This is a genomic window from Streptomyces sp. JNUCC 64, from assembly GCF_054484115.1.
On record NZ_CM137015.1, the window covers coordinates 1,598,785 to 1,621,323 of the forward strand.

At 73.0% G+C, this 22,539-nt stretch carries 15 protein-coding genes; 5 read left to right on the forward strand and 10 right to left on the reverse strand.

Features of this window, described 5'->3' with window-relative positions; genetic code table 11:
* Positions 1 to 130: 130 nt before the first annotated feature.
* From dxs to ACVWNX_RS06350, 5 genes are all read right to left on the reverse strand, one after another.
* A complete protein-coding gene (gene dxs / locus ACVWNX_RS06330; protein ID WP_454412888.1) occupies positions 131 to 2,041 on the reverse strand; it encodes a 1-deoxy-D-xylulose-5-phosphate synthase in 1,911 nt (636 codons plus the stop codon).
* Between the two features lie 128 nt (positions 2,042 to 2,169).
* Entirely contained in the window at positions 2,170 to 3,480 is a 1,311-nt protein-coding gene (locus ACVWNX_RS06335; RefSeq protein WP_454412889.1) for an ABC transporter permease subunit, read from the reverse strand.
* Between the two features lie 209 nt (positions 3,481 to 3,689).
* Positions 3,690 to 4,478, reverse strand: a complete 789-nt coding sequence (locus tag ACVWNX_RS06340; protein ID WP_454414652.1) for an ATP-binding cassette domain-containing protein — start codon at positions 4,476 to 4,478, stop codon at positions 3,690 to 3,692.
* 25 nt (positions 4,479 to 4,503) lie between these two features.
* Complete coding sequence (locus tag ACVWNX_RS06345) at positions 4,504 to 5,622, reverse strand: substrate-binding domain-containing protein (protein WP_454412890.1); 1,119 nt, start codon at positions 5,620 to 5,622, stop codon at positions 4,504 to 4,506.
* A gap of 122 nt (positions 5,623 to 5,744) precedes the next feature.
* On the reverse strand, positions 5,745 to 6,965 hold the full coding sequence (locus tag ACVWNX_RS06350; protein WP_454412891.1) for an ROK family transcriptional regulator: 1,221 nt from the start codon (positions 6,963 to 6,965) through the stop codon (positions 5,745 to 5,747).
* Between the two features lie 444 nt (positions 6,966 to 7,409).
* Here ACVWNX_RS06350 and ACVWNX_RS06355 point away from each other — a divergent pair, with 444 nt between their 5' ends.
* Positions 7,410 to 8,087 carry a response regulator transcription factor gene (locus tag ACVWNX_RS06355; RefSeq protein ID WP_454412892.1) on the forward strand — a complete coding sequence of 226 codons (678 nt, stop codon included), beginning with the start codon at positions 7,410 to 7,412 and terminating at the stop codon, positions 8,085 to 8,087.
* 84 nt (positions 8,088 to 8,171) lie between these two features.
* Here ACVWNX_RS06355 and ACVWNX_RS06360 read toward each other — a convergent pair whose 3' ends face one another.
* From ACVWNX_RS06360 to ngcE, 3 genes are read right to left on the reverse strand one after another with little or no spacing between them, the layout of a single operon-like run.
* A complete protein-coding gene (locus ACVWNX_RS06360) occupies positions 8,172 to 9,086 on the reverse strand; it encodes a carbohydrate ABC transporter permease (protein ID WP_454412893.1) in 915 nt (304 codons plus the stop codon).
* On the reverse strand, positions 9,086 to 10,015 hold the full coding sequence (locus ACVWNX_RS06365) for a carbohydrate ABC transporter permease (protein WP_454412894.1): 930 nt from the start codon (positions 10,013 to 10,015) through the stop codon (positions 9,086 to 9,088). The genes ACVWNX_RS06360 and ACVWNX_RS06365 overlap by 1 nt, the downstream gene beginning before the upstream one ends.
* Positions 10,016 to 10,065: 50 nt before the next feature.
* On the reverse strand, positions 10,066 to 11,517 hold the full coding sequence (ngcE, locus tag ACVWNX_RS06370) for an N-acetylglucosamine/diacetylchitobiose ABC transporter substrate-binding protein (protein ID WP_454412895.1): 1,452 nt from the start codon (positions 11,515 to 11,517) through the stop codon (positions 10,066 to 10,068).
* Positions 11,518 to 12,021: 504 nt separating this feature from the next.
* Here ngcE and ACVWNX_RS06375 point away from each other — a divergent pair.
* Complete coding sequence (locus ACVWNX_RS06375) at positions 12,022 to 15,387, forward strand: GH92 family glycosyl hydrolase (protein ID WP_454412896.1); 3,366 nt, start codon at positions 12,022 to 12,024, stop codon at positions 15,385 to 15,387.
* 177 nt (positions 15,388 to 15,564) lie between these two features.
* Here the strand turns inward: ACVWNX_RS06375 and acnA are convergent, their stop codons facing one another.
* A complete protein-coding gene (acnA, locus tag ACVWNX_RS06380) occupies positions 15,565 to 18,279 on the reverse strand; it encodes an aconitate hydratase AcnA (protein ID WP_454412897.1) in 2,715 nt (904 codons plus the stop codon).
* A gap of 584 nt (positions 18,280 to 18,863) precedes the next feature.
* On the opposite strand from acnA, the gene ACVWNX_RS06385 reads away from it, so the two are divergent.
* Complete coding sequence (locus ACVWNX_RS06385) at positions 18,864 to 19,325, forward strand: DUF1801 domain-containing protein (RefSeq protein WP_454412898.1); 462 nt, start codon at positions 18,864 to 18,866, stop codon at positions 19,323 to 19,325.
* Between the two features lie 130 nt (positions 19,326 to 19,455).
* Here ACVWNX_RS06385 and ACVWNX_RS06390 read toward each other — a convergent pair whose 3' ends face one another.
* Positions 19,456 to 20,649, reverse strand: a complete 1,194-nt coding sequence (locus ACVWNX_RS06390; protein ID WP_454412899.1) for an erythromycin esterase family protein — start codon at positions 20,647 to 20,649, stop codon at positions 19,456 to 19,458.
* Between the two features lie 99 nt (positions 20,650 to 20,748).
* On the opposite strand from ACVWNX_RS06390, the gene ACVWNX_RS06395 reads away from it, so the two are divergent.
* Both ACVWNX_RS06395 and ACVWNX_RS06400 read left to right on the forward strand, forming a co-directional pair.
* Positions 20,749 to 21,627 (forward strand): TioE family transcriptional regulator, encoded by an 879-nt coding sequence (locus ACVWNX_RS06395; protein ID WP_454412900.1) that lies wholly within the window; start codon positions 20,749 to 20,751, stop codon positions 21,625 to 21,627.
* Between the two features lie 247 nt (positions 21,628 to 21,874).
* The gene (locus tag ACVWNX_RS06400; protein WP_454412901.1) at positions 21,875 to 22,480 is read left to right on the forward strand and encodes a hypothetical protein; all 606 of its coding nucleotides are present in this window, start codon (positions 21,875 to 21,877) and stop codon (positions 22,478 to 22,480) included.
* Positions 22,481 to 22,539 lie beyond the last annotated feature (59 nt).

Below are 22,539 nucleotides of genomic sequence, written 5' to 3' on the forward strand. Positions count from 1 at the left end.
AGCGGGCCGGGGGCGCGCGGGGCGCGGCGCGCGGGCGTTCACCCGGACGGGGCGGCGGGACGGCCACCGGGCCGGTGCCGCGCCCCGGTGGGGGCGCCGCGCCGGCCCGGTGGGCGGGTGGTGGCGGCCGTCAGTCGCGGGCGGACTCCACGGCCGGGGCGGCGTTCTCGTCGAGCCGGGCGACCAGCCCGGTGACCTGGCGGGCGATGTCCGGCGCGGTCAGCCCGATCTCGGCCATGACCTCCTTGCGGGAGGCGTGGTCGAGGAAGCGCGGCGGGATGCCGAAGTCGCGCAGCGGGAGGTCGACGCCCGCGTCCCGCAGGTGCTGGGCGACGGCCGAGCCGACGCCACCGGCCCGGGAGTTGTCCTCGACGGTGACGACGACCCGGTGCGACTCCGCGAGCGGGGCCATCGCCTCGTCCACGGGCTTGACCCAGCGGGGGTCGACGACGGTGGTGGAGATGCCCTGCTTGTCGAGGAGGCCGGCGATCTCCAGGCACATCGGGGCGAGCGCGCCGACCGAGACCAGCAGGACGTCCGGGCGGTCGCTGCCCGGCTCGCGCAGCACGTCCATGCCGCCCACCTGGCGCAGCGCGCGCACGGCGGGGCCGACGGCGCCCTTGGAGTAGCGGACGACGGTCGGGGCGTCCTTCACCTCGACGGCCTCGCGCAGCTGGAGCCGCACCTGGTCGGCGTCGCGGGGCGCGGCGATCCGCACCTCGGGGACGCACTGGAGGATCGACATGTCCCACATGCCGTTGTGGGAGGCGCCGTCGGTGCCGGTGACCCCGGCCCGGTCCAGCACGAAGGTGACCCCGCACTTGTGCAGCGCCACGTCCATCAGCAGCTGGTCGAAGGCGCGGTTGAGGAAGGTCGCGTACACCGCGAAGACGGGGTGCAGTCCGCCGGTGGCGAGCCCGGCGGCGGAGACCGCGGCGTGCTGCTCGGCGATGCCGACGTCGTAGACCCGGTCGGGGAAGGCGTCGGCGAACTTCTTCAGTCCGACCGGCTGGAGCATCGCGGCGGTGATCGCGACGATGTCGGGGCGCTCGTGGCCGAGCTTGACCATCTCCTCGCCGAACACGGACGTCCAGTCCATGCCGCCCTCGGCGATGGGCAGACCGGTGTCGGGGTGGATGGGGCCGATGCCGTGGAAGCGGTCCGCCTCGTCCTGTTCGGCGGGCTGGTAGCCGCGGCCCTTCTCGGTGAGGCAGTGCACGATCACGGGGCCGCCGAACCGTTTGGCGCGGGACAGCGCGGATTCCAGGGCCTCGATGTCGTGGCCGTCGATGGGGCCGACGTACTTCAGCCCGAGGTCCTCGAACATGCCCTGGGGGGCGATGAAGTCCTTGAGGCCCTTCTTGGCGCCGTGCAGGGTGCCGTACAGGGGGCGGCCGACGACGGGGGTGCGCTCCAGGAGGTCCTTGCCACGGGCCAGGAAGCGCTCGTAGCCGTCCGTGGTGCGCAGGGTGGCCAGATGGTCCGCGAGGCCGCCGATGGTGGGCGCGTAGGAGCGCTCGTTGTCGTTGACGACGATGACCAGCGGGCGGTCCTTGGCGGCGGCGATGTTGTTCAGCGCCTCCCAGGCCATGCCGCCGGTGAGGGCGCCGTCACCGATGACCGCGACCACGTGGTCGTCGCGGTCGAGCACCTGGTTGGCCTTGGCGAGGCCGTCGGCCCAGCCCAGCACGGTCGAGGCGTGGCTGTTCTCGATGACGTCGTGCTCGGACTCCGCGCGGGAGGGGTAGCCCGACAGACCGCCCTTGGCCCGCAGCCGGGAGAAGTCCTGGCGGCCGGTGAGCAGCTTGTGCACATAGCTCTGGTGGCCGGTGTCGAAGAGGACCCGGTCCTTGGGGGAGTCGAAGACGCGGTGCAGGGCGATGGTCAGTTCGACCACGCCGAGGTTGGGGCCGAGGTGACCGCCGGTCTTCGACACGGCCTCCACCAGGAAGGTCCGGATCTCTCCGGCCAGCCGGGTCAGCTCGTCCGGGCTGAGCCGGTCCAGATCGCGCGGTCCCGTGATGCGGGTCAGCAGCGGCACCCGTGCCTCCTTGCATTAGAGCTCTTCGACCTATTCGCCGGGTCCGTCGAGTCTAATGTTCCCCCGGCGGACGGCCACCGAAGGGCCTCCTCGTTCACCCGGGGAACACAGTTCCCCGCGCCGGACGACTACCCGCGCCCGGCGCCGCCACGCCCCCGGCGGGCGACGGAGTCGGTCACGACCGCCGCCAGCAGTACCGTACCGGTGATCATGTACTTCACGGGTTCGGCGAGGGACTCCATCTGGAGGCCCTTCTGGACCGAGACCAGGACCAGCGCGCCCAGCGGGGCGGACCAGGCCCGGCCCCGGCCGCCGAAGAGGCTGGTGCCGCCGATCACGGCCGCCGCCACACAGCTCATCAGGAGGTCGCCGGAGCCCGCGCCCTGGTTGGCGGCGGCGATCCGGGAGGCGATCAGCAGCCCGCCCAGCGCGGCCAGCGCCCCGGCGGCGGCGAACACCGCGGTCCGCACCGCCGCCACGTCGGCCCCGGCCCGGCGGGCGGCCTCCGTCCCGCCGCCGACGGCCAGCACCCGGCGGCCGGGGACGGTGCGGCGCAGCACCAGGTCGGTGAGGGCGGTCACCCCGAGGAGGAGCACCAGCGCCAGCGGCAGCCCCAGGTACTGGTTGAGGACGTACGCCGCGCCGTAGCAGGGCGCGGCGAGGGCCGCCGTGCCCGCCAGCGTCCGTCCGGCCGACGGGCGCGGCAGCCCGGCGGCGCGGCGCCGTCGCGCGTCGAGCGTCCGGGTCAGCAGGTGTCCGGCGACGACGGCGGTGGCGAGGCCGTAGGCGGCGGAGACGTCGGTGAAGTGGTGGCGGGTGAGCTGGGCGGTCGGTCCGGTGTCGTCGAGGTTGACCGTGCCGTCCGCGCCGAGCAGCTGGAGCATCAGCCCGTTCCAGACCAGCAGCCCGGCCATGGTGACGACGAAGGCGGGCACGCCGATCCGGGCGAACAGGACCCCGTGGACGAGTCCGGCCGTGGTGCCCGCGAGGACGGCGAGGACCAGTGCCAGCGCCTCGGGCACCCCGTGGGTGACGTTCAGCACGGCGAGGACGGCTCCGGCGAGTCCGCTGACCGAGCCGACCGACAGGTCGATCTCCCCGAGCAGCAGGACCAGCACCACGCCGAGGGCGATCAGTCCGGGGCCCGCCGTGTCCACGGCGATGTGGGAGAGGTTCTCCGCCGACAGGAACGCCGGGTTCAGGGACTGGAAGACCACCGCGACCAGGGCGAGGCCCGCCAGCACGGGCAGCGCGCCCGGCTCCCCGACGCGGCGGCGGTGACGGAGGTTGAGGCGGAGGCCCCGGAGGCGCGGCGCGGCTGTCGGGGGCCACCGGGGGCCGGGGGCGGCCGGGACGGGTGGGGTGGGCGTGGTGGACGCGTCCACCGTGCTGACCGGGGCGTCGGGGGCGGGGTGGCCCGGGCCCGTGGTCCCGCTCACCGGGAGGCCGGGGACGGAGGGTCCCGGATCCGGGGCGCCACTCAGGAGGGGGCCGGGGCGGCCCGGGTCCGTGCTCCCGCTCACCGAGGGGACGGGAGGTCGTGGGTCCGTGACGCTGGCCGCCAAGGCGTCGGAGGCGGAGGGTCCCGGGTCCGTGGTCCTGCTCACCGGGGGGTCGGGGACCGGGGGTCCCGGGTCCGTGGCGCTGCTCACCGGGGAGCCGCCCCGGTCCGGGCCGCGCGGCGGGCGGCGGCGTTGTCGGTGGCGCCGGTGATCGCGGCGATGATCTCCTCCTGGGTGGTGGCGGCGGCCCGGAAGACCCCGTTGCCCCGGCCGAGCCGGAGCACCGCCACCCGGTCCGCGACGGCGAGCACCCCGGCCAGGTCGTGGCTGACCAGGACGACGGCGAGGCCCCGCCCGCGCAACCGCTCGACCAGGTCGAGGACCTGGGCGGTCTGCTCCACGCCGAGGGCGGCGGTCGGCTCGTCCAGCAGGACCAGCCGGGGCGCGCCGAGCAGCGCCCGGGCGATGGCGACGCTCTGCCGCTGGCCGCCGGAGAGCCCGGCGACCGGGGCCCTCAGGTCCGGCAGCCGGACGGAGAGGGAGTCCAGCAGGTCACGGGCGCCGCGTTCCATCGCGATCTCGTCGAGCAGCCCCCGGCGGCGCCGCTCGCGGCCGAGGAACAGATTGCCGACGACGTCGAGGTTGTCGCAGAGCGCGAGGTCCTGGTAGACGGTGGCGATGCCGAGGGCCCGGGCGTCCTGGGGGCCTCGGATCCGGGTCGGTACGCCGTCCCATTCCAGGACGCCTCCCCCGCCCCCGTCCGGGGGATGGACTCCGGCGATCGTCCTGACCAGGGTGGACTTCCCGGCGCCGTTGTCCCCGACCAGGGCGAGCACCTCGCCCGCGTGGACCTCCAGGTCGACGCCGTCCAGGGCGCGGACGGCGCCGAAGGCGCGGCTGACCCCGCGCAGGGCGAGGACGGGCGGAGCGGACAGGGGGGCCACCTCCCGGGCGGACCGGTCAGCCGGGCAGGCCGAGCCGGTCACAGGCGGACGCGTAGCGGGGGACACAGATCTCGTCGCGGGTGTGGAGGCCGTCCCGCAGGACGGTGTCCGCGACGGCGTCCCGGGTGAGGGCGACCACGGGGACCAGCACGGCGGGCACGTCCCGTGCGGTGGCGCTGTCCACCGTGGTCGTGGTGTGGGCGGCGGGGCTCTCGCCGCGGGCCAGGGCGAGGGCGAGCGCGGCGGCGGCGCGCGCCTCGGCCGCGTAGGGCTTGTAGACGGTCATGTACTGCTCGCCCGCGACGACCCGCTGGACCGCGGCGAGTTCGGCGTCCTGTCCGGTGACCGGGGGCGGCGGGGAGAGCCCGGCGGTCTTGAGGGCCTGGACGACCGCGCCCGCCATGGCGTCGTTGGCGCAGTAGACGCCGGTGATCCGGTGCCGGCCGAGGGCGGTGAGCGCGCTCGCCATGTTGGAGTGGGCGTTCTCCGGCTTCCACTCCCGGGTGTCGTACTCCCGGCCGATCCGGACCCGGCCGTCGAGGACCTGGTGGGCGCCGCGCTTGTAGAGGGCGGCGTTGGGGTCGGTGGCGGAGCCGTTCATCATCACGACCAGCCCGTCGTCGGCCCGGTCCCCGAGGGCGCGCAGCAGGGCCCGGCCCTGGACCCGGCCGATCTCCTCGTTGTCGAAGGAGGTGTAGGCGTCGACGGGGCCCTCGGCCAGCCGGTCGTAGGCGACGACGGGGATGCCTGCGGCGTCGGCGCGGCGGACCGCCCCCGCGACGGCCCGGGCGTCGACGGCGTCGAGGACCAGGACGTCGACCCGGCGGGTGATCATCGTGTCGATCTGCTGGTTCTGGAGGGCGGCGTCCTGCCGGGCGTTGGCGTAGAGGACGCGTCCGGCGCCGTCGGTGAGTTCGGCGACGCGCTCCTCGATCAGGGGCCGGTCGAACCGTTCGTAGCGGGCGGTCTGGTTCTCCGGCAGCAGCAGTCCGACGCGCGGGGCGTGGTGGGCGTCGGCGCGCTGCCGCTGGAGAGCGCCGACCTGGCGGGCCGGGCCGCAGGCGGTCAGCGCCAGGGAGAGGGACAGGGCCGTGGCGCCGAGGAGGGCTACGGCGCGGCGGGCGCGCGGGGTCACGCGGGGCACCTCCCGGGACGCGGGGGCCGGGCCGCCGGGCGGCGCCCGGCGGGCGTGCGAGAAGTAAACCCGCGGCCGGAGGCCGTGACGGGTCCGCGCGGCCGGTGGCGGTGCCCGACGGCTCAGCGGTTCACCGGGACGGACGCGTCCGCGAGGGTGGGGTCCCCCATGGCGTCCAGGGCGAGGGCGAGGGCGCCGAGCACCTCCGCCCGCTCGCCGAGGGCGCCCGGCACGATGGCGAGGCGTTCGGTGACGCTGGGCACCGCGTAGCGGGCGACGGCCTCCCGCACCGGTCCGGTCAGCAGTTCCCCGGCCGCCACCAGGTCGCCGCCGAGGACGATCCGGCCGGGGTCCAGCAGGTTGCACAGGCTCGCCACCCCGCGCCCCACGTGCCGTCCGACGTCGGCGACGATCCGGCGGCAGCCCGGGTCGCCGTCGCGGGCCAGCCGGACCACGTCGGCCATGGTGAGTCCGTCGCCGTGGCTGACGCTCAGCAGCGGCAGCACGTGGCGGGCGGCGGTGAAGGTCTCCAGGCAGCCGCGGTTGCCGCAGCGGCAGACCGGGCCGGACTCGTCCAGGGTGAGGTGGCCGATCTCCCCGGCGGTGCCGCCCGGCCCCCGGTGGACCCGGCCGCCGATGACCAGACCGGCGCCCACCCCGTCGGCGATCTTGATGTAGGCGAGGTCGCGCGCTCCGCGTCCGGCGCCCCAGACGAGTTCGCCGAGGGCTCCGAGGTTGGCGTCGTTGTCGAGGTGGACGGGGAGTCCGAGCCGTTCGGTCAGGGTCTCGGCGGGGCGGGTGCCCGCCCAGCCGGGCAGTGCGGCGGTGGGGCCGAGGGTGCCGGTGGTCACGTCCACCGGGCCGGGGACGCCGAGGCCGACGCCGCTGATCCGGGACCGGTCCGTCCCGGTGCGGGCGATGAGGCGGTCGACGAGTTCCCGGGCGCGGTCCAGGCAGTGCGCGGCGGAGCCGGGGGCGGGGTCCCCGGGCGCGCGGGGGCCGTGCGGGACGAGCGGTTCGGTCTCCTCGGCGAGCACCTGGTGGGCCTGGTTGCCGAGGGCGACCCGCAGCAGGTCGTGGCCGACGGCGACGCCGATGACGATGCCCGCGTCGCCGCTGAGCGAGACGCTGCGGGCCCGGCGGCCCCCGGCGGAGGTGGGGGTGACCCGCACCGTTCCGCGTTCGCCGAGTTCGCGGACGATGTTCGAGACGGTCGCCGCGGAGAGTCCGGTGGTGCGGGCGATCTCGGCCTGGGTGAGCGCTCCGGCCCGGCGCACCGCCCGGATCACCCGTTCCAGGTTGGCCCGGTGCAGCGAGGACTGTGATCCGGGTGTCTGCTCCACGGCCCCTCCCGGGGGTGCGGTGGGCGGCGCACGGCGGGTCGCCGGGTGCCGGATCACCGGTGCGTACAAGTGATGAACACCAAACTCCGCCGGACGGCCCCTCCCGGTCAAGTCCGTGAAGGGACGGGACGGGCGGCGACGGGGCTTCCGGGTGGGTGCAGCACGTGTGGGCCGGTTTGTCGAGGGCTGACACGCGTGCGGCGCGACAGAGGCCGATACCCGACCCCGCTCCCCCTCCGGAGACGTCCACGGGAGGGGAAGGTGGCAGTGGAGGGGGGCCTGGACGCCGAACGGCCCCCGGAACGCGCCCACTCCCCCCGTCCGGGGGGTTCGTGATCCGGCTTACCCCCCGATGGATGGGGCGTAATGGCCCGCCAGTGGTGTAGACGTATACGTGACCACATTTTTACGTAGCACACGCGCTCATGTAGACCCGGGGGGGCCATGATCGACATAGGGCTGTTCGACGACAGCGAAGTGTACCGAGCAGGGATCGAAGCCGTTTTAAACAAGGAAACGGACATCAAGGTCGTTGCTTCGGGAAAGGTCCATGAAGCGACGGCGCAATTGCGCCACGTCCGCCCGCAGGCCGTTCTGCTGGGCACCGTCCGCGGGCACGAGCAGCTGCTCGGCGCGCTCGGGCGGCTGCGGCGGATGGGCACCCCGCCCGTCCTGCTGCTGATCCCCGCCCAGGAGCGGATCTCGCTGCACGGACTGCTGGAGGCGGGCGCACTCGGGATCACCGACCGGGACGGCGGGGCGGCCAGCCTCGCCCACGCCGTGCGGACCGTCGCCGCGGGCGGCTGGTCCCTCCCGGCGCAACTGGCCCGGACGGTCGTCACGGGCTATCTGCGCGGCGGCGCCCGCGAGCACGGCAACCGCGCGCTGCAGGAGGTCCGCGAGAAGCTGACGCCCCGGCAGCAGGAGGTGCTGACGCTGATGAGCGAGGGTCTGACCAACCCCGAGATCGCGGACGCCCTCGCGGTCGGCACCGCCACCGTCAAGGACCACGTCCAGACCATCCTGGACCGGCTGGGCACCCCGAACCGGACGCTGGCCGCCCGGCTCGCCTGGGAGGCCCAGCTGGCGACCTGCGGACCGGCGGGCTCCGCCGCCTCCTGACGGAGGCGGCGGCACCGAGGGGAACGACACGAGGGGCCCGGGGAGATCCCCGGGCCCCTCGGCCGTGTCCGCGTCGGGCGGGCCCTACTTCAGGGCGCCCGCGGTGAGTCCGGCGACCACCTGCCGCTGGAAGACCACGTACGCGGCCAGCACCGGCAGCATCGCCATCACCAGACCGGCGAAGAGACCGGACCAGTCGCCCTTGTACCCCTGGCTGACCGCCAGCTGCACCAGGCCCTGGGTCAGCACCCGCTTGTCCGGCTCGGTGTTGAGCACGGTCGGCAGCATGTACTGGTTCCACTGCCCCAGGAAGTTGAAGATGCCGACGCTGATCAGACCCGGCTTGGCCATCGGCAGCATCACCTGGAAGAACGTCCGGGTGTGCGAGGCCCCGTCCACGAACGCCGCCTCGGCGACCGAACCCGGCAGGGTGCGGAAGAACGCGGTCAGGAAGAAGACCGTGAAGGGCAGCGAGTAGGCGATGTACACCAGGATGAGGCCGTGGATGGTGTTCAGCAGCCCCATGTTGTTCACGACGTAGAACAGGGGCACCAGGGCCAGCATCACCGGGAAGCTCATGCCCCCGACGAACAGGTAGTAGAGGAACCGGTTGCCCGGGAACTCGAACCGGGCGAGGACGTAGGCCGCCATCGAACCGAGGACCAGGGTGCCGACCAGCGACCCGCCCACCACCAGGATGGTGTTCAGGAAGTAGTCGGCCATGTGGGCCTCGGTCCAGGCCCGGGACCAGTTCTCCCAGTGGATCTTGTCCGGGAGCGACCAGGGCGAGGTGAAGATGGACTTGTCGTCCTTGAAGGAGGTCATGACCGCCCACAGCAGCGGCATGACCACCAGGATCGCCCAGACGACCAGGATGCCGTGGGAGAAGACGTTGAGGACCTGGCCCTCCTTCTTCTCCCGGGGGGCCGGGCGCGGGGCGCCCGTCTTGGCGGCCCGGGGCGCGGGGACGGCGGGGGTGGGGGTCTCGGTGGTCTTCATCAGAACTCCAGCCGCTCGCGCCGGCCCAGCTTCATCACGATGGCGGCGAAGGCCAGCGTCACGACGAGCAGGGCGACACCGATCGTGGTTGCGTAGGCGGCCTGACCGTCGCGGAACGCCTTCTGGTACACGTACAGCACCATGACGGTGGTGGAGTAGTCGGGCCCGCCCGGGCCGATCGTCATGATCTGGACGACCGCGAACGACTCGGCTCCCAGCGCGAGGATGCCGATGTAGACCCAGCCGGACTGGACCGTGTCCCACAGCAGGGGCAGGGTCACCCGGAAGAAGGTCGTGACCCGGCTGGCGCCGTCGAGCAGGGCCGCCTCGTACAGCTCCGACGGGATGGAGGCCATGCCCGCCGAGAAGAGGACCACGAAGAACCCGACCGTGGACCAGACGAGGACCGCCATGACGCACCAGAGTGCGAGGTCCCGGTCGCCCAGCCACTGGATGGGGTTCTCCGGGTTGTACCCGAAGGCCCCGAGCGCGGAGTTGAGCGCGCCGCTCCTGGGGTTGTACGCGAACTGGAAGAGCAGGGCCACGATCGCGATCGAAAGGACCTGCGGGAAGAAGTAGACGATCTTGTAGAAACCCGAACCCCGTACTCCGCTGACCACGGGGCCGCCTTTTCGACGCCGGCCGCCCACATTGATCATAAAGGCGAAGAACAGCGCCAGGCTGAGCGTCACCAGCGGCAGCAACAACGCGAACAGCAGGCTGTGCTGCAACGATTTCCAGAAGATATCGTCGTCGAACATCCTGGTGTAGTTGTCGAAGCCAACCATTTTGAAGTCCGGACTCAGGCCGGTCCAGTCCGTGAACGAATAGTAAATGGACTGGATGAATGGCCAGATGACGAAGAGTGCGTACAACGTCATGGGGACCACAAGGAATCCCACGATGAACCGGTACTTACCGTGCTGCATTGCTACCGACCCCGATCCGCTAGCGGGTGCCGCCGCTGGTGACCCATGGCTTACTGGTGCTTGTAGTGCTTGATCGACTTGTCCTTCGCCGTCTCGTCGGCGAAGTCCTGGATCTTCTTGATGGTCTCGGCGGGGGTGAGCTCGCCGGACATCATCAGACCGAGGGCCGCGGTGCCGATCTTCTCCTTCTGGAGCTGCACGTACCAGTCCTGCATCCGCGGGTTGACGACGTTGTCGCCGGCCAGGTCCAGCGCCGCGACACCGGCCTTGAGGCCCGGGGTCAGGTCGAGGCCGTCGGTGCCGCCGTTGAGCGCGGAGAGCGACTTCACCTTGCCGGTGAAGTTCTTGGAGGACGCCTCGCTCAGCATGATGCGGAGCATCTCCATGCCGCCCTCGGCGTTCTTCGCCTGCTTCGGGACGATGAAGGGCTCACCGCCGGACGCCCAGATGGTGCCGAAGGGCATCGCGTCGGAGTCGTCGAGGCCGGTCGGCGCCGAGACCGCCAGGTTGAAGTCGGCGGGCATGGTCTTCGCCGCCTCGTTCTCCACCCAGGAGCCGTTGGGGATGAAGAGCGCCTCGCCCTCGGTCCACGCGGTCTGGGACTGGATGTGGTCCAGACCGGCCGTGCCCTTGAGGACGTAACCCTTCTTGTACAGCTCGTAGTACGCCTCGAAGCACTCCTTGACCGCCGCGTGCTTCCAGGCGTTCGGCTCCAGGTTGTCGATCGCGTCGAGGACCTCGCGGCCACCCCGCTTGGCGATCATCGGGGAGAGCGAGAAGGGCAGGTAGTACGGGTGCTTGCCCGCGTACGTCCAGCCCGCGATGCCCTTCTTCTTCGCCTTCTTACAGACGTCGAGCATCTCGTCCCAGGTCTTCGGGTACTCGACCTCGAGGGAGTCGAGGGCCTTCTGGGAGTACCAGACGCCGTACACGGTGTAGGCGTAGTACAGGATCCAGACCTTGTCGCCCTCGAACTGGCCCATCTCGATGATGCCGGGCCGCAGCGTGTCGCGGACCTTCTTGTTCGGGTCGTCGACGGACGGGGCGTCCAGCAGCGGGGTCAGGTCCGTCAGCTGGTTCTTGCCGACGAGGACGCCCATGTCCATCTGCTCGGCGCCGGAGTTGTCGATGAGGTCCGGCGGGGTGCCCTGGTTGAACCGGGGCTGGAGCGTGGACTGGATCTTCTGCGTCGGAAGGAACTTGACCTTCGGCGCCTTGGAGAACTTCTTCTCGTAGACCTTGTTGGCGTCCTCGGCGTACTCCTTGCCGAAGCCGCCGTCGAAGAGGACGAATTCCAGCTGCGCCTTCTCGTTGACGGCGAGCGGGTTCTCCGCCGTCTTCTTGCCCTTGGTGACCTTGTCGCCACCGTCACTGCTGTCGCCGCTCGCGCAGGCGGACAGGAAACTCATCGTCGGAACGGCCACCACGCCGATCGCGGCGGACCGCTTGATCAGATCGCGACGGCCGAGGCCACCCTGCTCGTTCTGGGCAGAAGATCCCATGCTCAAGTCCTCGCCTTCTCCAGGACTCAGGCGGTGAACCGGACCCTCCCCGGCACCGCGGTGTGATGAAGCTGGGGTCGAACACAAAACCACGGGATCGGCTGGATTAAACGGAACCGGTGTCCCCCAGACACCTCTGCCCCGCGCTCCCCCATCCCCCCGGTCGGTCCGCGGCTCGAAACGCTGCGGACGCGCACAGGTATAGTCCACTCGCGGACGCCCGGGCAAGATCGAATGCGACTTTCACCGCCAGTCTTTCCCTAGTTGAGACCTCCCGGATATCGGGGCGGTACGCGCCGGGTTCGCCCCCCTGCCCGACATGGGATGAATTCGCCATCGCACATCCGGTGACCTCCGGTAATGCCCGGCTCACCACCCGCGCGCATCCGGTCCGACCCGCGACACCACGGGCAACACCCTTACCGGTACGAATCACCCGTCACGCTAGTGTTCCTTGCGCACCGCAATGGACAACGTTGTCAGCCTCCCCGTGGAGAAGCGTGCATGCGCCGCCCTTTCCGGTACGAATCCCGACGAACCGCTTTCGCCGTCCTCGTCGTCCTCTCCGCCCTTTCCCTCCTCGCCTCCGCCTCGCCCGAGGCCGCCACCGCCGTTCCCGGCCCGGGCCCCGGCGAACGCGTCGCGTTCGCCTCCTCGTTCGAGGAGGGGGAGCCCCGGCCCTCGGCCCCCGGCACCGGTGAACCGGGCCCCGGCGGACGCCCCGCGGCCTCGGGCGCCGACCTCACCACCGGCACCGGCCCGGGCCCCGTCCGCGCCCCCACCGCCCGGCCCGGGGCCGGGTTCACCGGGGTCAGGGCGCTGCGTTACTCCGGGACCCACCGGGCCGCCGGACGGGCCCACGCCACCCACCGCGTCTTCGACGTGGACGTCCCGGTCGGCCCGGACACCGAACTCGCCTACCGGGTCTTCCCGGTGATGGCCGACGACGAGCCCGACCACCGCGCCACCCACGTCGCCCTGGACCTGCTCTTCACCGACGGCACGCGGCTGAGCGACCTCGGCGCCCGGGACCGGCACGGTTTCCCGCTGAGCCCGCGCGGCCAGGGCGCCGCGAAGGTCCTGTACCCCGACCAGTGGAACGACGTCGTCTCCCCGGTCGGGGAGGTGGCGCGCGGCCGGACCGTGGCCCGGGTGCTCCTCGGCTACGAGGCGCCGAGCGGCCCCGGTCCGGTGGAGGGCTGGCTCGACGACGTCGTGCTGCGGGCCGCCGAGCCGCCGCCCGCCCCCGGCACCCGCCCCTCCGACCTGGTGTCCACGGTGCGCGGCACCCACTCCAGCGGGGCGTTCTCGCGGGGCAACACCCTGCCCGCCACGGCGGTTCCGCACGGCTTCACCCTGTGGACGCCGGTCACCGACGCCTCCTCGCTGAGCTGGCCCTACGCGTACGCCCGGGGCAACGGCCCGGACAACCTGCCCCGGCTCCAGGCGTTCGGCGCCAGTCACGGGCCGAGCCCCTGGATCGGCGACCGGCAGACGTTCCAGGTGATGCCCTCCACCGCGCGCGGCGTCCCGGACGCCGGACGGACCGCGCGGGCACTGGCGTTCCGGCACCGGAACGAGACCGCGCGCCCCCACCACTACGCGGTGACCTTCGAGAACGGTCTGCGCGCCGAGGTGGCCCCCGCCGACCACGCGGCGGTCCTGCGGTTCACCTTCCCCGGCGACGACGCGAGTCTGCTGTTCGACAACGTCACGGACCGGGCGGGGCTCTCCCTGGACGCCGGCCGGGGCGTGGTCACCGGCCACTCCGACGTGCGCTCCAAGCTGTCGGCGGGCGCGACCCGGATGTTCGTGTACGGGGTCGTCGACCGGCCGGTGCGGGCGTCGGGCGGGCTGCCCGGCGACGCGGGCGGCAAGGCCACCGGGTACCTGCGGCTGGACGCGGGCCCAGAGCGCGTCGTCACCCTGCGGCTGGCGACCTCGCTGATCTCGGTGGCGCGGGCCCGGGAGAACCTGCGCCGGGAGGTCCCGGCGGACCGGTCGTTCGAGGAGGTGCGGGCGGCGGCGCAGCGGCGGTGGGACGCGCTGCTGGGCCGGGTGGAGGTCGAGGGGGCGACCCCCGACCAGCTGGCGACCCTGTACGGGAACCTCTACCGGCTGTACCTCTACCCCTCCTCCGGACACGAGACGGTGGACGGCGCCGACCGGTACGCGTCGCCGTTCTCGCCGCCCCTGGGGCCCGGCACGCCGACCCGGACCGGCGCCCGGGTCCGCGCGGGCCGGGTGTACGTCAACAACGGCTTCTGGGACACCTACCGCACCGTCTGGCCCGCGTACGCCTTCCTCACCCCCCGGCACGCGGCGGGCCTGCTGGACGGCTTCCTCCAGCACTACCGGGACGGGGGCTGGACCTCCCGCTGGTCCTCGCCGGGGTACGCGGACCTGATGACGGGCACCTCCACCGACGCGGCCTTCGCGGACGCCCACCTCAAGGGGGTGCGGGCGGACGCGGAACTCGTCTACGAGGCGGCGCTGAAGAACGCGACCGTGGTGCCCACCACGGCGGGCACCGGCCGCAAGGGGATGGCCGCCTCCCCGTTCCTCGGGTACACCGGCACGGAGGTCCGGGAGGGCCTGTCCTGGGCGGTGGAGGGGTACGTCAACGACCACGCGATCGCCCGGCTGGCCGGGGAGCTGCACCGGCGGACCGGGCGGGCCCGCTACCGGGAGGAGGCCGCCTACTTCCTGGACCGGGCGCGCGGCTACCCGCTGCTCTTCGACGCGCGGACCGGGTTCTTCCAGGGCCGCGACGGACGGGGCCGCTGGCGGTGGGAGCCCGCCGAGTACGACCCCCGGGTGTGGGGCCACGACTACACGGAGACCAACGGCTGGGGGTACGCCTTCCCCGCGCCGCACGACACCCGGGGGCTGGCGAACCTGTACGGGGGCCGGGAGCGCCTCGCGGAGAAGCTGGACGCCTACTTCACGACCCCGGAGACGGCCCGCTTCCCCGGGTCGTACGGGCGGGTCATCCACGAGATGACGGAGGCCCGGGACACCCGGATGGGCCAGTACGGGCACTCCAACCAGGTCGCGCACCACGTGGCGTACCTGTACGGGGCGGCGGGGCGGCCGTGGCGGACCCAGGAGACGGTCCGCGAGGTGCTGGCCCGGCTGTACACGGGCTCGGCGATCGGGCAGGGCTACCACGGGGACGAGGACAACGGCGAGCAGTCGGCGTGGTACCTGTTCTCGGCGCTGGGGTTCTATCCGCTGGTCCCGGGTGGTGGGGAGTACGCGGTGGGGTCGCCGCTGTTCACCAAGGCGACCGTGCGCCGGGACGACGGCCGCGTCCTGGTGGTGCGGGCGCCGCGCAACAGCCCCCGGAACGTGTACGTCCAGGAGCTGCGGGTCAACGGGAGGCCGTGGCGCTCCACGGCCCTGCCGCACGCGGTGCTGGCCCGGGGCGGGGAGCTGGAGTTCGTGATGGGGCCCGAGCCCTCGGAGTGGGGGACGGGCCCGGGGGCGGGCCCGGTGTCGGTGACCCGGGACGACCGGCCGCCGGTGCCGCCCCGGGACGCGCTGCGCGGCCCGGGGGAGCTGTTCGACGACACCTCCGCGACCTCGGCCCGGGTCACCTCGGTGGAGCTGCCGGTGACCGGCTCGGTCCGGCCCGTGCGCTACACGCTGACCTCGGCGGACCGGACCCGGGCGCCCACCGGCTGGGTGCTCCAGGGAGCGGCGGCGGACGGCCCGTGGCGGACGGTGGACCGGCGGGCGGGCGAGTCGTTCCGCTGGGACCGGCAGGTGCGGCCGTTCGCGCCGCCCGCGCGCTCCCCGGCGTACCCGCGCTACCGGCTGCTGTTCGACCGGCCGGTGACGCTGGCGGAGGTGGAACTGCTGCGCTGAGCGGGAGCCCGGGGCCGGGCCGGGCGACGGCGGGACGGGACGGGGCGGGAGCGTCCGCCCGGTCGCGGAACCGGGGCGGACGCACGACGAGGGGCCGTGGCCCGGGACGGAACCCGGGCCACGGCCCCTCACGCGGTCATCCGGGCGGACGCCGTCCGCCCGGATGCCGCTCGCGTGCTACTTGCGGATCAGCGACCGCAGCACGTACTGCATGATGCCGCCGTTGCGGTAGTAGTCCGCCTCGCCGGGGGTGTCGATGCGGACGACCGCGTCGAACTCCACGCCGGTGTCGGTGGTGACCTTCACCGTGCGGGGGGTGGTGCCCTCGTTCAGCTCGGTGACGCCGGAGATGGAGAAGGTCTCCTCGCCGGTGAGGCCCAGCGACCCGGCCGTGGCGCCCTCGGGGAACTGGAGCGGCAGCACGCCCATGCCGATGAGGTTGGAGCGGTGGATGCGCTCGTAGGACTCGGCGACGACGGCCTTGACGCCGAGGAGCGCGGTGCCCTTGGCGGCCCAGTCGCGGGAGGAGCCGGAGCCGTACTCCTTGCCCGCCAGGATGACCAGCGGGATGCCCTGGTCGATGTAGTTGCGCGACGCGTCGTAGATGAACGACACCGGGGCGCCGTCCCGGGTGAAGTCGCGGGTGTAGCCGCCCTCGGTACCGGCCGCGATCTGGTTGCGGAGCCGGATGTTGGCGAAGGTGCCGCGGATCATGACCTCGTGGTTGCCTCGGCGCGAGCCGTAGCTGTTGAAGTCACGGCGCTCGACGCCGTGCTCCGTGAGGTACTTGCCCGCCGGGGTGTCGGCCTTGATGGCACCGGCCGGGGAGATGTGGTCGGTGGTGACCGAGTCGCCGAGCTTGGCGAGCACCCGCGCGCCGGAGATGTCGGTGACCGGGGTGGTCTCCATCTGCATGCCCTCGAAGTACGGGGGCTTGCGGACGTAGGTGGACTCGGCGTCCCACTCGAAGGTGTTGCCGGTCGGGATCGGCAGGGACTGCCACTGGGCGTCGCCCGCGAAGACGTCGCTGTAGGACTTGTTGAACATGTCCTCGCCGATGGAGTTGGCGACGACGTCGTTCACCTCGGCCTCGGTGGGCCAGATGTCCTGGAGGTAGACCGGCTTGCCGTCCTGGTCGGTGCCCAGGGCGTCCTTGGTGATGTCCACCTTCATCGAACCGGCGATCGCGTAGGCCACGACCAGCGGCGGGGACGCCAGGTAGTTCATCTTGACGTCCGGGTTGATCCGGCCCTCGAAGTTGCGGTTGCCGGAGAGCACCGAGGTCACGGCCAAGTCGTGCTCGTTGACGGCCTTGGAGACCTCCTCCGGCAGCGGGCCGGAGTTGCCGATGCAGGTGGTGCAGCCGTAGCCGACCAGGTTGAAGCCGACCTTGTCGAGGTAGGGGGTGAGCCCCGCCTTGTCGAAGTAGTCGGTGACGACCTTGGAGCCCGGGGCCAGGGTGGTCTTCACCCACGGCTTGCGGGTGAGGCCCTTCTCGACCGCCTTCTTGGCCACCAGCGCGGCGGCGACCATGACGTACGGGTTCGAGGTGTTGGTGCAGGAGGTGATCGCGGCGACGGTGACGGCGCCGTGGTCGATCTCGTAGGTACTGCCGTCGGGGGCCGTGACCAGGGTCGGACGGGTCGGCACGCCGTTGGAGGAGGCCGGGGCGTCGGACGCGGGGAAGGACTCCTTGCCCGCCTCCTCGTCCTCGGAGACGTAGTTGCGCACGTCGACGGCGAACTGCTCGGCGGCGTTCGCGAGGACGATGCGGTCCTGCGGGCGCTTGGGGCCGGCGATGGAGGGGACGACCGTGGAGAGGTCCAGCTCCAGCTTCTCGGAGAAGTCGGGCTCGGCGGCCGGGTCCAGCCAGAGGCCCTGCTCCTTGGCGTACGCCTCGACCAGGGCGACCTGCTGCTCGCTGCGGCCGGTGAGGCGCAGGTAGTTCAGGGTCTCGCCGTCGATCGGGAAGGTCGCGGCGGTGGAGCCGAACTCCGGCGACATGTTGCCGATGGTGGCGCGGTTGGCCAGCGAGGTGGCGGCGACGCCCTCGCCGTAGAACTCCACGAACTTGCCGACGACGCCGTGCTTGCGGAGCATCTCGGTGATGGTGAGCACCAGGTCGGTGGCGGTGGTGCCCGGGGTCAGCTCACCGGTCAGCTTGAAGCCGACGACGCGCGGGATGAGCATCGAGACGGGCTGGCCCAGCATCGCGGCCTCGGCCTCGATGCCGCCGACGCCCCAGCCGAGCACACCGAGGCCGTTGACCATGGTGGTGTGGGAGTCGGTGCCGACCAGGGTGTCCGGGTACGCCTGTCCGCCCCGGACCATCACGGTACGGGCCAGGTGCTCGATGTTCACCTGGTGGACGATGCCGGTGCCGGGCGGGACGACCTTGAACTCGTCGAACGCGGTCTGACCCCAGCGCAGGAACTGGTAGCGCTCGCGGTTGCGGCCGTACTCCAGCTCCACGTTCTGGGCGAAGGAGTCATGGGTGCCGAACTTGTCGGCGATGACGGAGTGGTCGATGACCAGCTCGGCCGGGGCCAGCGGGTTGATCTTGGCGGGGTCGCCGCCCAGTTCCTTCACGGCCTCGCGCATGGTGGCGAGGTCCACCACGCACGGCACGCCGGTGAAGTCCTGCATGATCACGCGGGCCGGGGTGAACTGGATCTCCTGGCTGGGCTGGGCCTGGGAGTCCCAGTTCCCGAGCGCCCGGATGTGGTCGGCGGTGATGTTCGCGCCGTCCTCGGTCCGGAGCAGGTTCTCCAGCAGGACCTTGAGGCTGTAGGGAAGGCGCGCGGAGCCCTCGACCTTGTCCAGCCTGAAGATCTCGTACGACTCGTCACCCACGCTCAGCGTGGCACGGGCGTCGAAGCTGTTCGCCGACACGACAGTCTCCTTCTTCATTGCGCGTACTACCGCAATCGCAATCCTGCCGCCACGGCCTCTCGCCGATCCGCTAAGGTAAGGCTAAGTTAGGCTGACCTTACCGAGGTGGCGGCTGCGGTACGCCTCGGCAGATATCTCGATGTCGAGATAACTCTAGTACATCGCGGCGGCTCGGTCATGCCCGGACCCCGTCGTCCTCGTTCCCCCACGCGCGCGGGGAGCCCCTCCGGGGCCGCTTCCCCATGGTCCGGGGCGGGTCGGCGACCGTGACCGAACGGTCCTGGGAACGGTTCAGAACCCGTCCCCCGCCGGTGCGAGTCCGGACCTGACCGATCAGATCCCGTCCCCACCGGTCAGCTTCCGACCAGCCGGGTTCCAGCCGGTCCCCGGCCCCGGCCCACCAGGACGCGACCGGTCAGGATTCGAGAAGCACACGGCTCCCCCCACGGCTAGCGTCGGGAACGTCTCCGCACCGGACGCCGCCGGACTTCCGGCGGGCACCGGAACGCCCGAGGGCGGCGGGACACCGACGGCGCCGACGGTGCCGACACCGACGCGGACCCTCACGGGCGGGAGCGGGAACCATGGGCACGGACACCGGCAGCACGGACGGGAAGAGCCCCGACGGCCTCTCCGACGAGGAGCGCGCCGCCGTACGGGAACGCGCGGCGGAGGTGCGGAAGGAGACGCGCCGGGGTCGCGGGGACAAGGCGGCCGCCCAGGAGCGCGAGGTGCTGGAGAAGATCGAGGGGATGGCGGAGCCGGACCGCGCGGTGGCGAGGCGCGTCCACGCCCTCGTCGCCGCCCACGCCCCCGGACTGGCGCCCAAGCTCTGGTACGGGCAGCCCGCCTACGCCCGAGGGGGGAAGGTCGTCTGCTTCTTCCGCAGCGGGCACACGGACAAGGAGCGGTACTCGACCTTCGGCTTCACCCCCGAGGCCCGCCTCGACGACGGCGGACTGTGGCCCACCTCGTACGCCGTGACCGGACTGGACGAGCGGGGCGAGCGGACGCTCGCCGCCCTCCTCCGCGCGGCGGTGGACTGACGCTCCGGGCCCGGACCTCCCTGGGCCCCTGGGCCCCTGGACGCCTCCCCGCACTCCCCCGAATCAACGCCCCGGCCCGCCCGGGGCGTTCAAGGCGCTCAGGCCGCCGTGAACGCCCGGTCCCGGCCGCTCAGATCTCCCGGAGGAAGACCAGGGCGTCCGCCAGGTCCACGGTCGCCGGATCCAGCGGGCCGTAGGTGTGGTCGGCCGGGACCCGGGGCTCCGGCACCCGGCCGAGCGCCGCGGTCAGCCGTCCGGGGTCGACGACGGACCGGGCGTGGGGCAGCGCCGACAGCATTCCCTCAAGGGTCTCGGGCCCCGGGACGTCGTCCGCGCCCCGGCTCCCGAAGGCGGTGGCCACGAAGGCGTACCGGTCCCCCAGCCGGGCGGACGTCACGGCGCCCGCGCCCCACCAGCGGAGCGTCCGGCCGCCGAACGCCACCGCACTCTGGTCGCGCTGGAGGTGGGCGTTGTGGGCGAAGACCAGGGCGGGGCCCCGGCCGGCCTCGCGGCGCACCACGGCGTCGAGGTTGTCCGCCATCATCGCGTCGCGCAGGGCCACCACCGCGTCGAGCCGGGCGGGCCCGGTGGCGGCCAGCCCCGCGTGGTACCGCAACAGCCCGAGGGCGGTGCGGGCGTGGAGCCCGGCACGCCAGTGGTCGTCGGGCGAGGTCGCCTCCAGCAGCCGCGGGCTCTGCGCGGTCAGCAGCGTCCCGAGGTCGTCGGCGATCAGCCGCAGCCGTCCGGCCTCCGGCGAACGGCCGAAGGACCGGGCCGGGTCGGCGAGCGCCTGGGGGTCGGTCCAGCGTTCGTCCGGGCCGAGCAGCGCGTCGAGGTCCGCGCGGTCCACGGGCGGTTCCACATGGGCGGCGAGGTGGTCGTGCAGCGCGGTCAGCGCGGCGCGCGGGGAGGCGGCGCCGGTGACCTCCAGGGGGCCGTCCATCCCGTAGAAGCGCAGCCGCTCCTCCCGGGGCAGGCCCTCGTTGTGGGCGCGCGCCCAGCGCAGGAGTTCACGGTTGGCCGGTGAGGCGCCCCAGCCGTGGCTGAAGCCGCGTTCCACCGCCTCGTCGAGGGTTCCGGTGCCGTCGACCACGTAGGCGTCCGCGATCAGGGCCGCCAGGCAGTCGCTCTCCACGACGACCGCGCGGTAACCCTCGTGGACGACGAGGTGACGGAAGAGTTCGTTGCGCAGTTCGGGGAACGCCTCCACTCCGTGGGTGGGCTCGCCGAGACCGAGGAGACGGACCGAGGGCGGCAGGAGGGCGGTGAGCGCACCGCCGCTGAAAGGACGGGCGACGTCCCGGGGGATGGCTGCTGATGGCATGACCTCAACCGTATCGTTGAAGATCCGGTGTAAACTTCTCCGCTTCCCCACGCGGTAGCGCGGCGCGTTCCCGGCTCGTCCCGGAGGAGAACCTTCAACATGCGGTTGCGGCCCATCGATCTGGCGCGCGAGCACGGACTGTCCACCCAGGCGGTGCGCAACTACGAGGAGGCGGGCATCCTGCCGCCCGCCGCCCGCTCGCCGCACGGCTACCGCCACTACGCCCCCCGCCACGCGGCGGCGCTGCGGGCCTTCCTGGCACTGGTCCCCGGGCACGGCCACGCGACCGCGACGGCGGTCATGCGGGCCGTGCACGGGGAGCACGGGGAGGGGGACGGACCGGGGGGAGGTGACGGGGTCGGGGAGGCGCTGCGGCTGATCGACAACAGCCACGCCCGGCTGGCCGCGGACCGGGAGGTGCTGGCGGAGGTGGAGCGGGCGCTGGGCGATCCGACGGCGACCCGGGCGGCGGAACCGGGGGTGACGTTCATCGGGCCGCTGGCCCACCGGCTCGGCGTCCGTCCCTCGACCCTGCGCGCGTGGGAGCGGGCCGGGCTGCTCCTCCCCCGGCGCGATCCGCTCACCGGCTACCGCGTCTACACCCCGGCCGACGTCCGTGACGCGCGGCTGGCCCACCAGTTGCGGCGCGGCGGGCACGGTCTGGAGAGCATCGCCCGGGTCCTGGAACGGGTCCGCGCGGCGGGCGGGCCGGAGCCGCTGCGGGCGACCCTGCGGGAGTGGCGGGACCGGCTGACGACCCGGGGGCTGGCGATGCTGACGGGGGCGGGGGCGCTCGGCGCCTATCTGGATCACCACGGCCGTCCGGAGGGCCAGGGCCGTCCGGAACGCCTCATCGGCCGTCCGGAGGACCAGAGCCCTGATGCCGGGTCCGTTCCGGGTGCTTCCCCGACCGGTCCGGACGGTCCCCCGCCCCCGTCGGCGTACACTCCGGCGTCCACCCGGGTGGGTACCGTCTGACGTCCGGTCGGCGTCGTCGGGCGGCCCGGTCCACGCCGTCCGACGTCCCGGTGGATGTCGTCCGACGTCCCGGCACATCGGCTCTTCGCGGTCGATATCGTCCGACGGCACCCGGGCCGTCCGGACCTTCGCGGACGCGATGACCGCCGGGCGCGGGGTCCGGCGGAGGCGGCCGGGGGACGTGCTGGCGCCGACCGGTCCCGGAGGCGGTTACAGTCCTCGTGCCGAACGAACAGCAGGGGGGATCATGCAAGCGCGTCTGGGGCCGCTGGAGTGGGTCGCGCACGGCGGGAACGCCGCCGTCGCGCCGAACGCCACCGCGAACGCGGCGAACGCGGCGCGGTGGGTCGTCGGGGACTCCGTGCGGGGCGGCGCCTTCCTGGAACTGCGGGCGGACGGGATCGCGCCGTGGGGCGGCGGGGCGCCGAAACCGGTCGTTCCATGGGCGCGGTTCACCGATCTGGACACCCTGGTCGCGGCGGGCCCGCCCGCCGACCCCCGCGCCGGGGCACCGGGCGTGCCGGGCGCACCGGGTACGTACGGTGCACCGGGTACGCCGGGTCAGGGGGTACCGGGCGGAGCGCCCGGTCAGGGGGGCTCCTGTCTGCGGGCGACCCTGGGGCACCCCGATGAGCTGTGGGTGGGCCGGTTCGCCCACCACCAGGACCGGGCCTACACCGTGAGCGAGGTGCTGCTGGTCGGGGAACTGCTGCGGCAGACCGTCGAGGCCGGGCACGCGGCCTGGCTCGGCGACGCGGGCTGGCTCGGGCACACGGTCGGGCGGCTCGCCCCGCTGGCGCCCCGCACCAACCGGGCGGCCCGGCTCGCGGTGGCGGGGGTCCTCGCGGGCTGAACCCGCCGCCTCCGTTCCCAGTCGGCCTGTGGGCGGGCGGGTCTCAGCGGCCTGTGGGC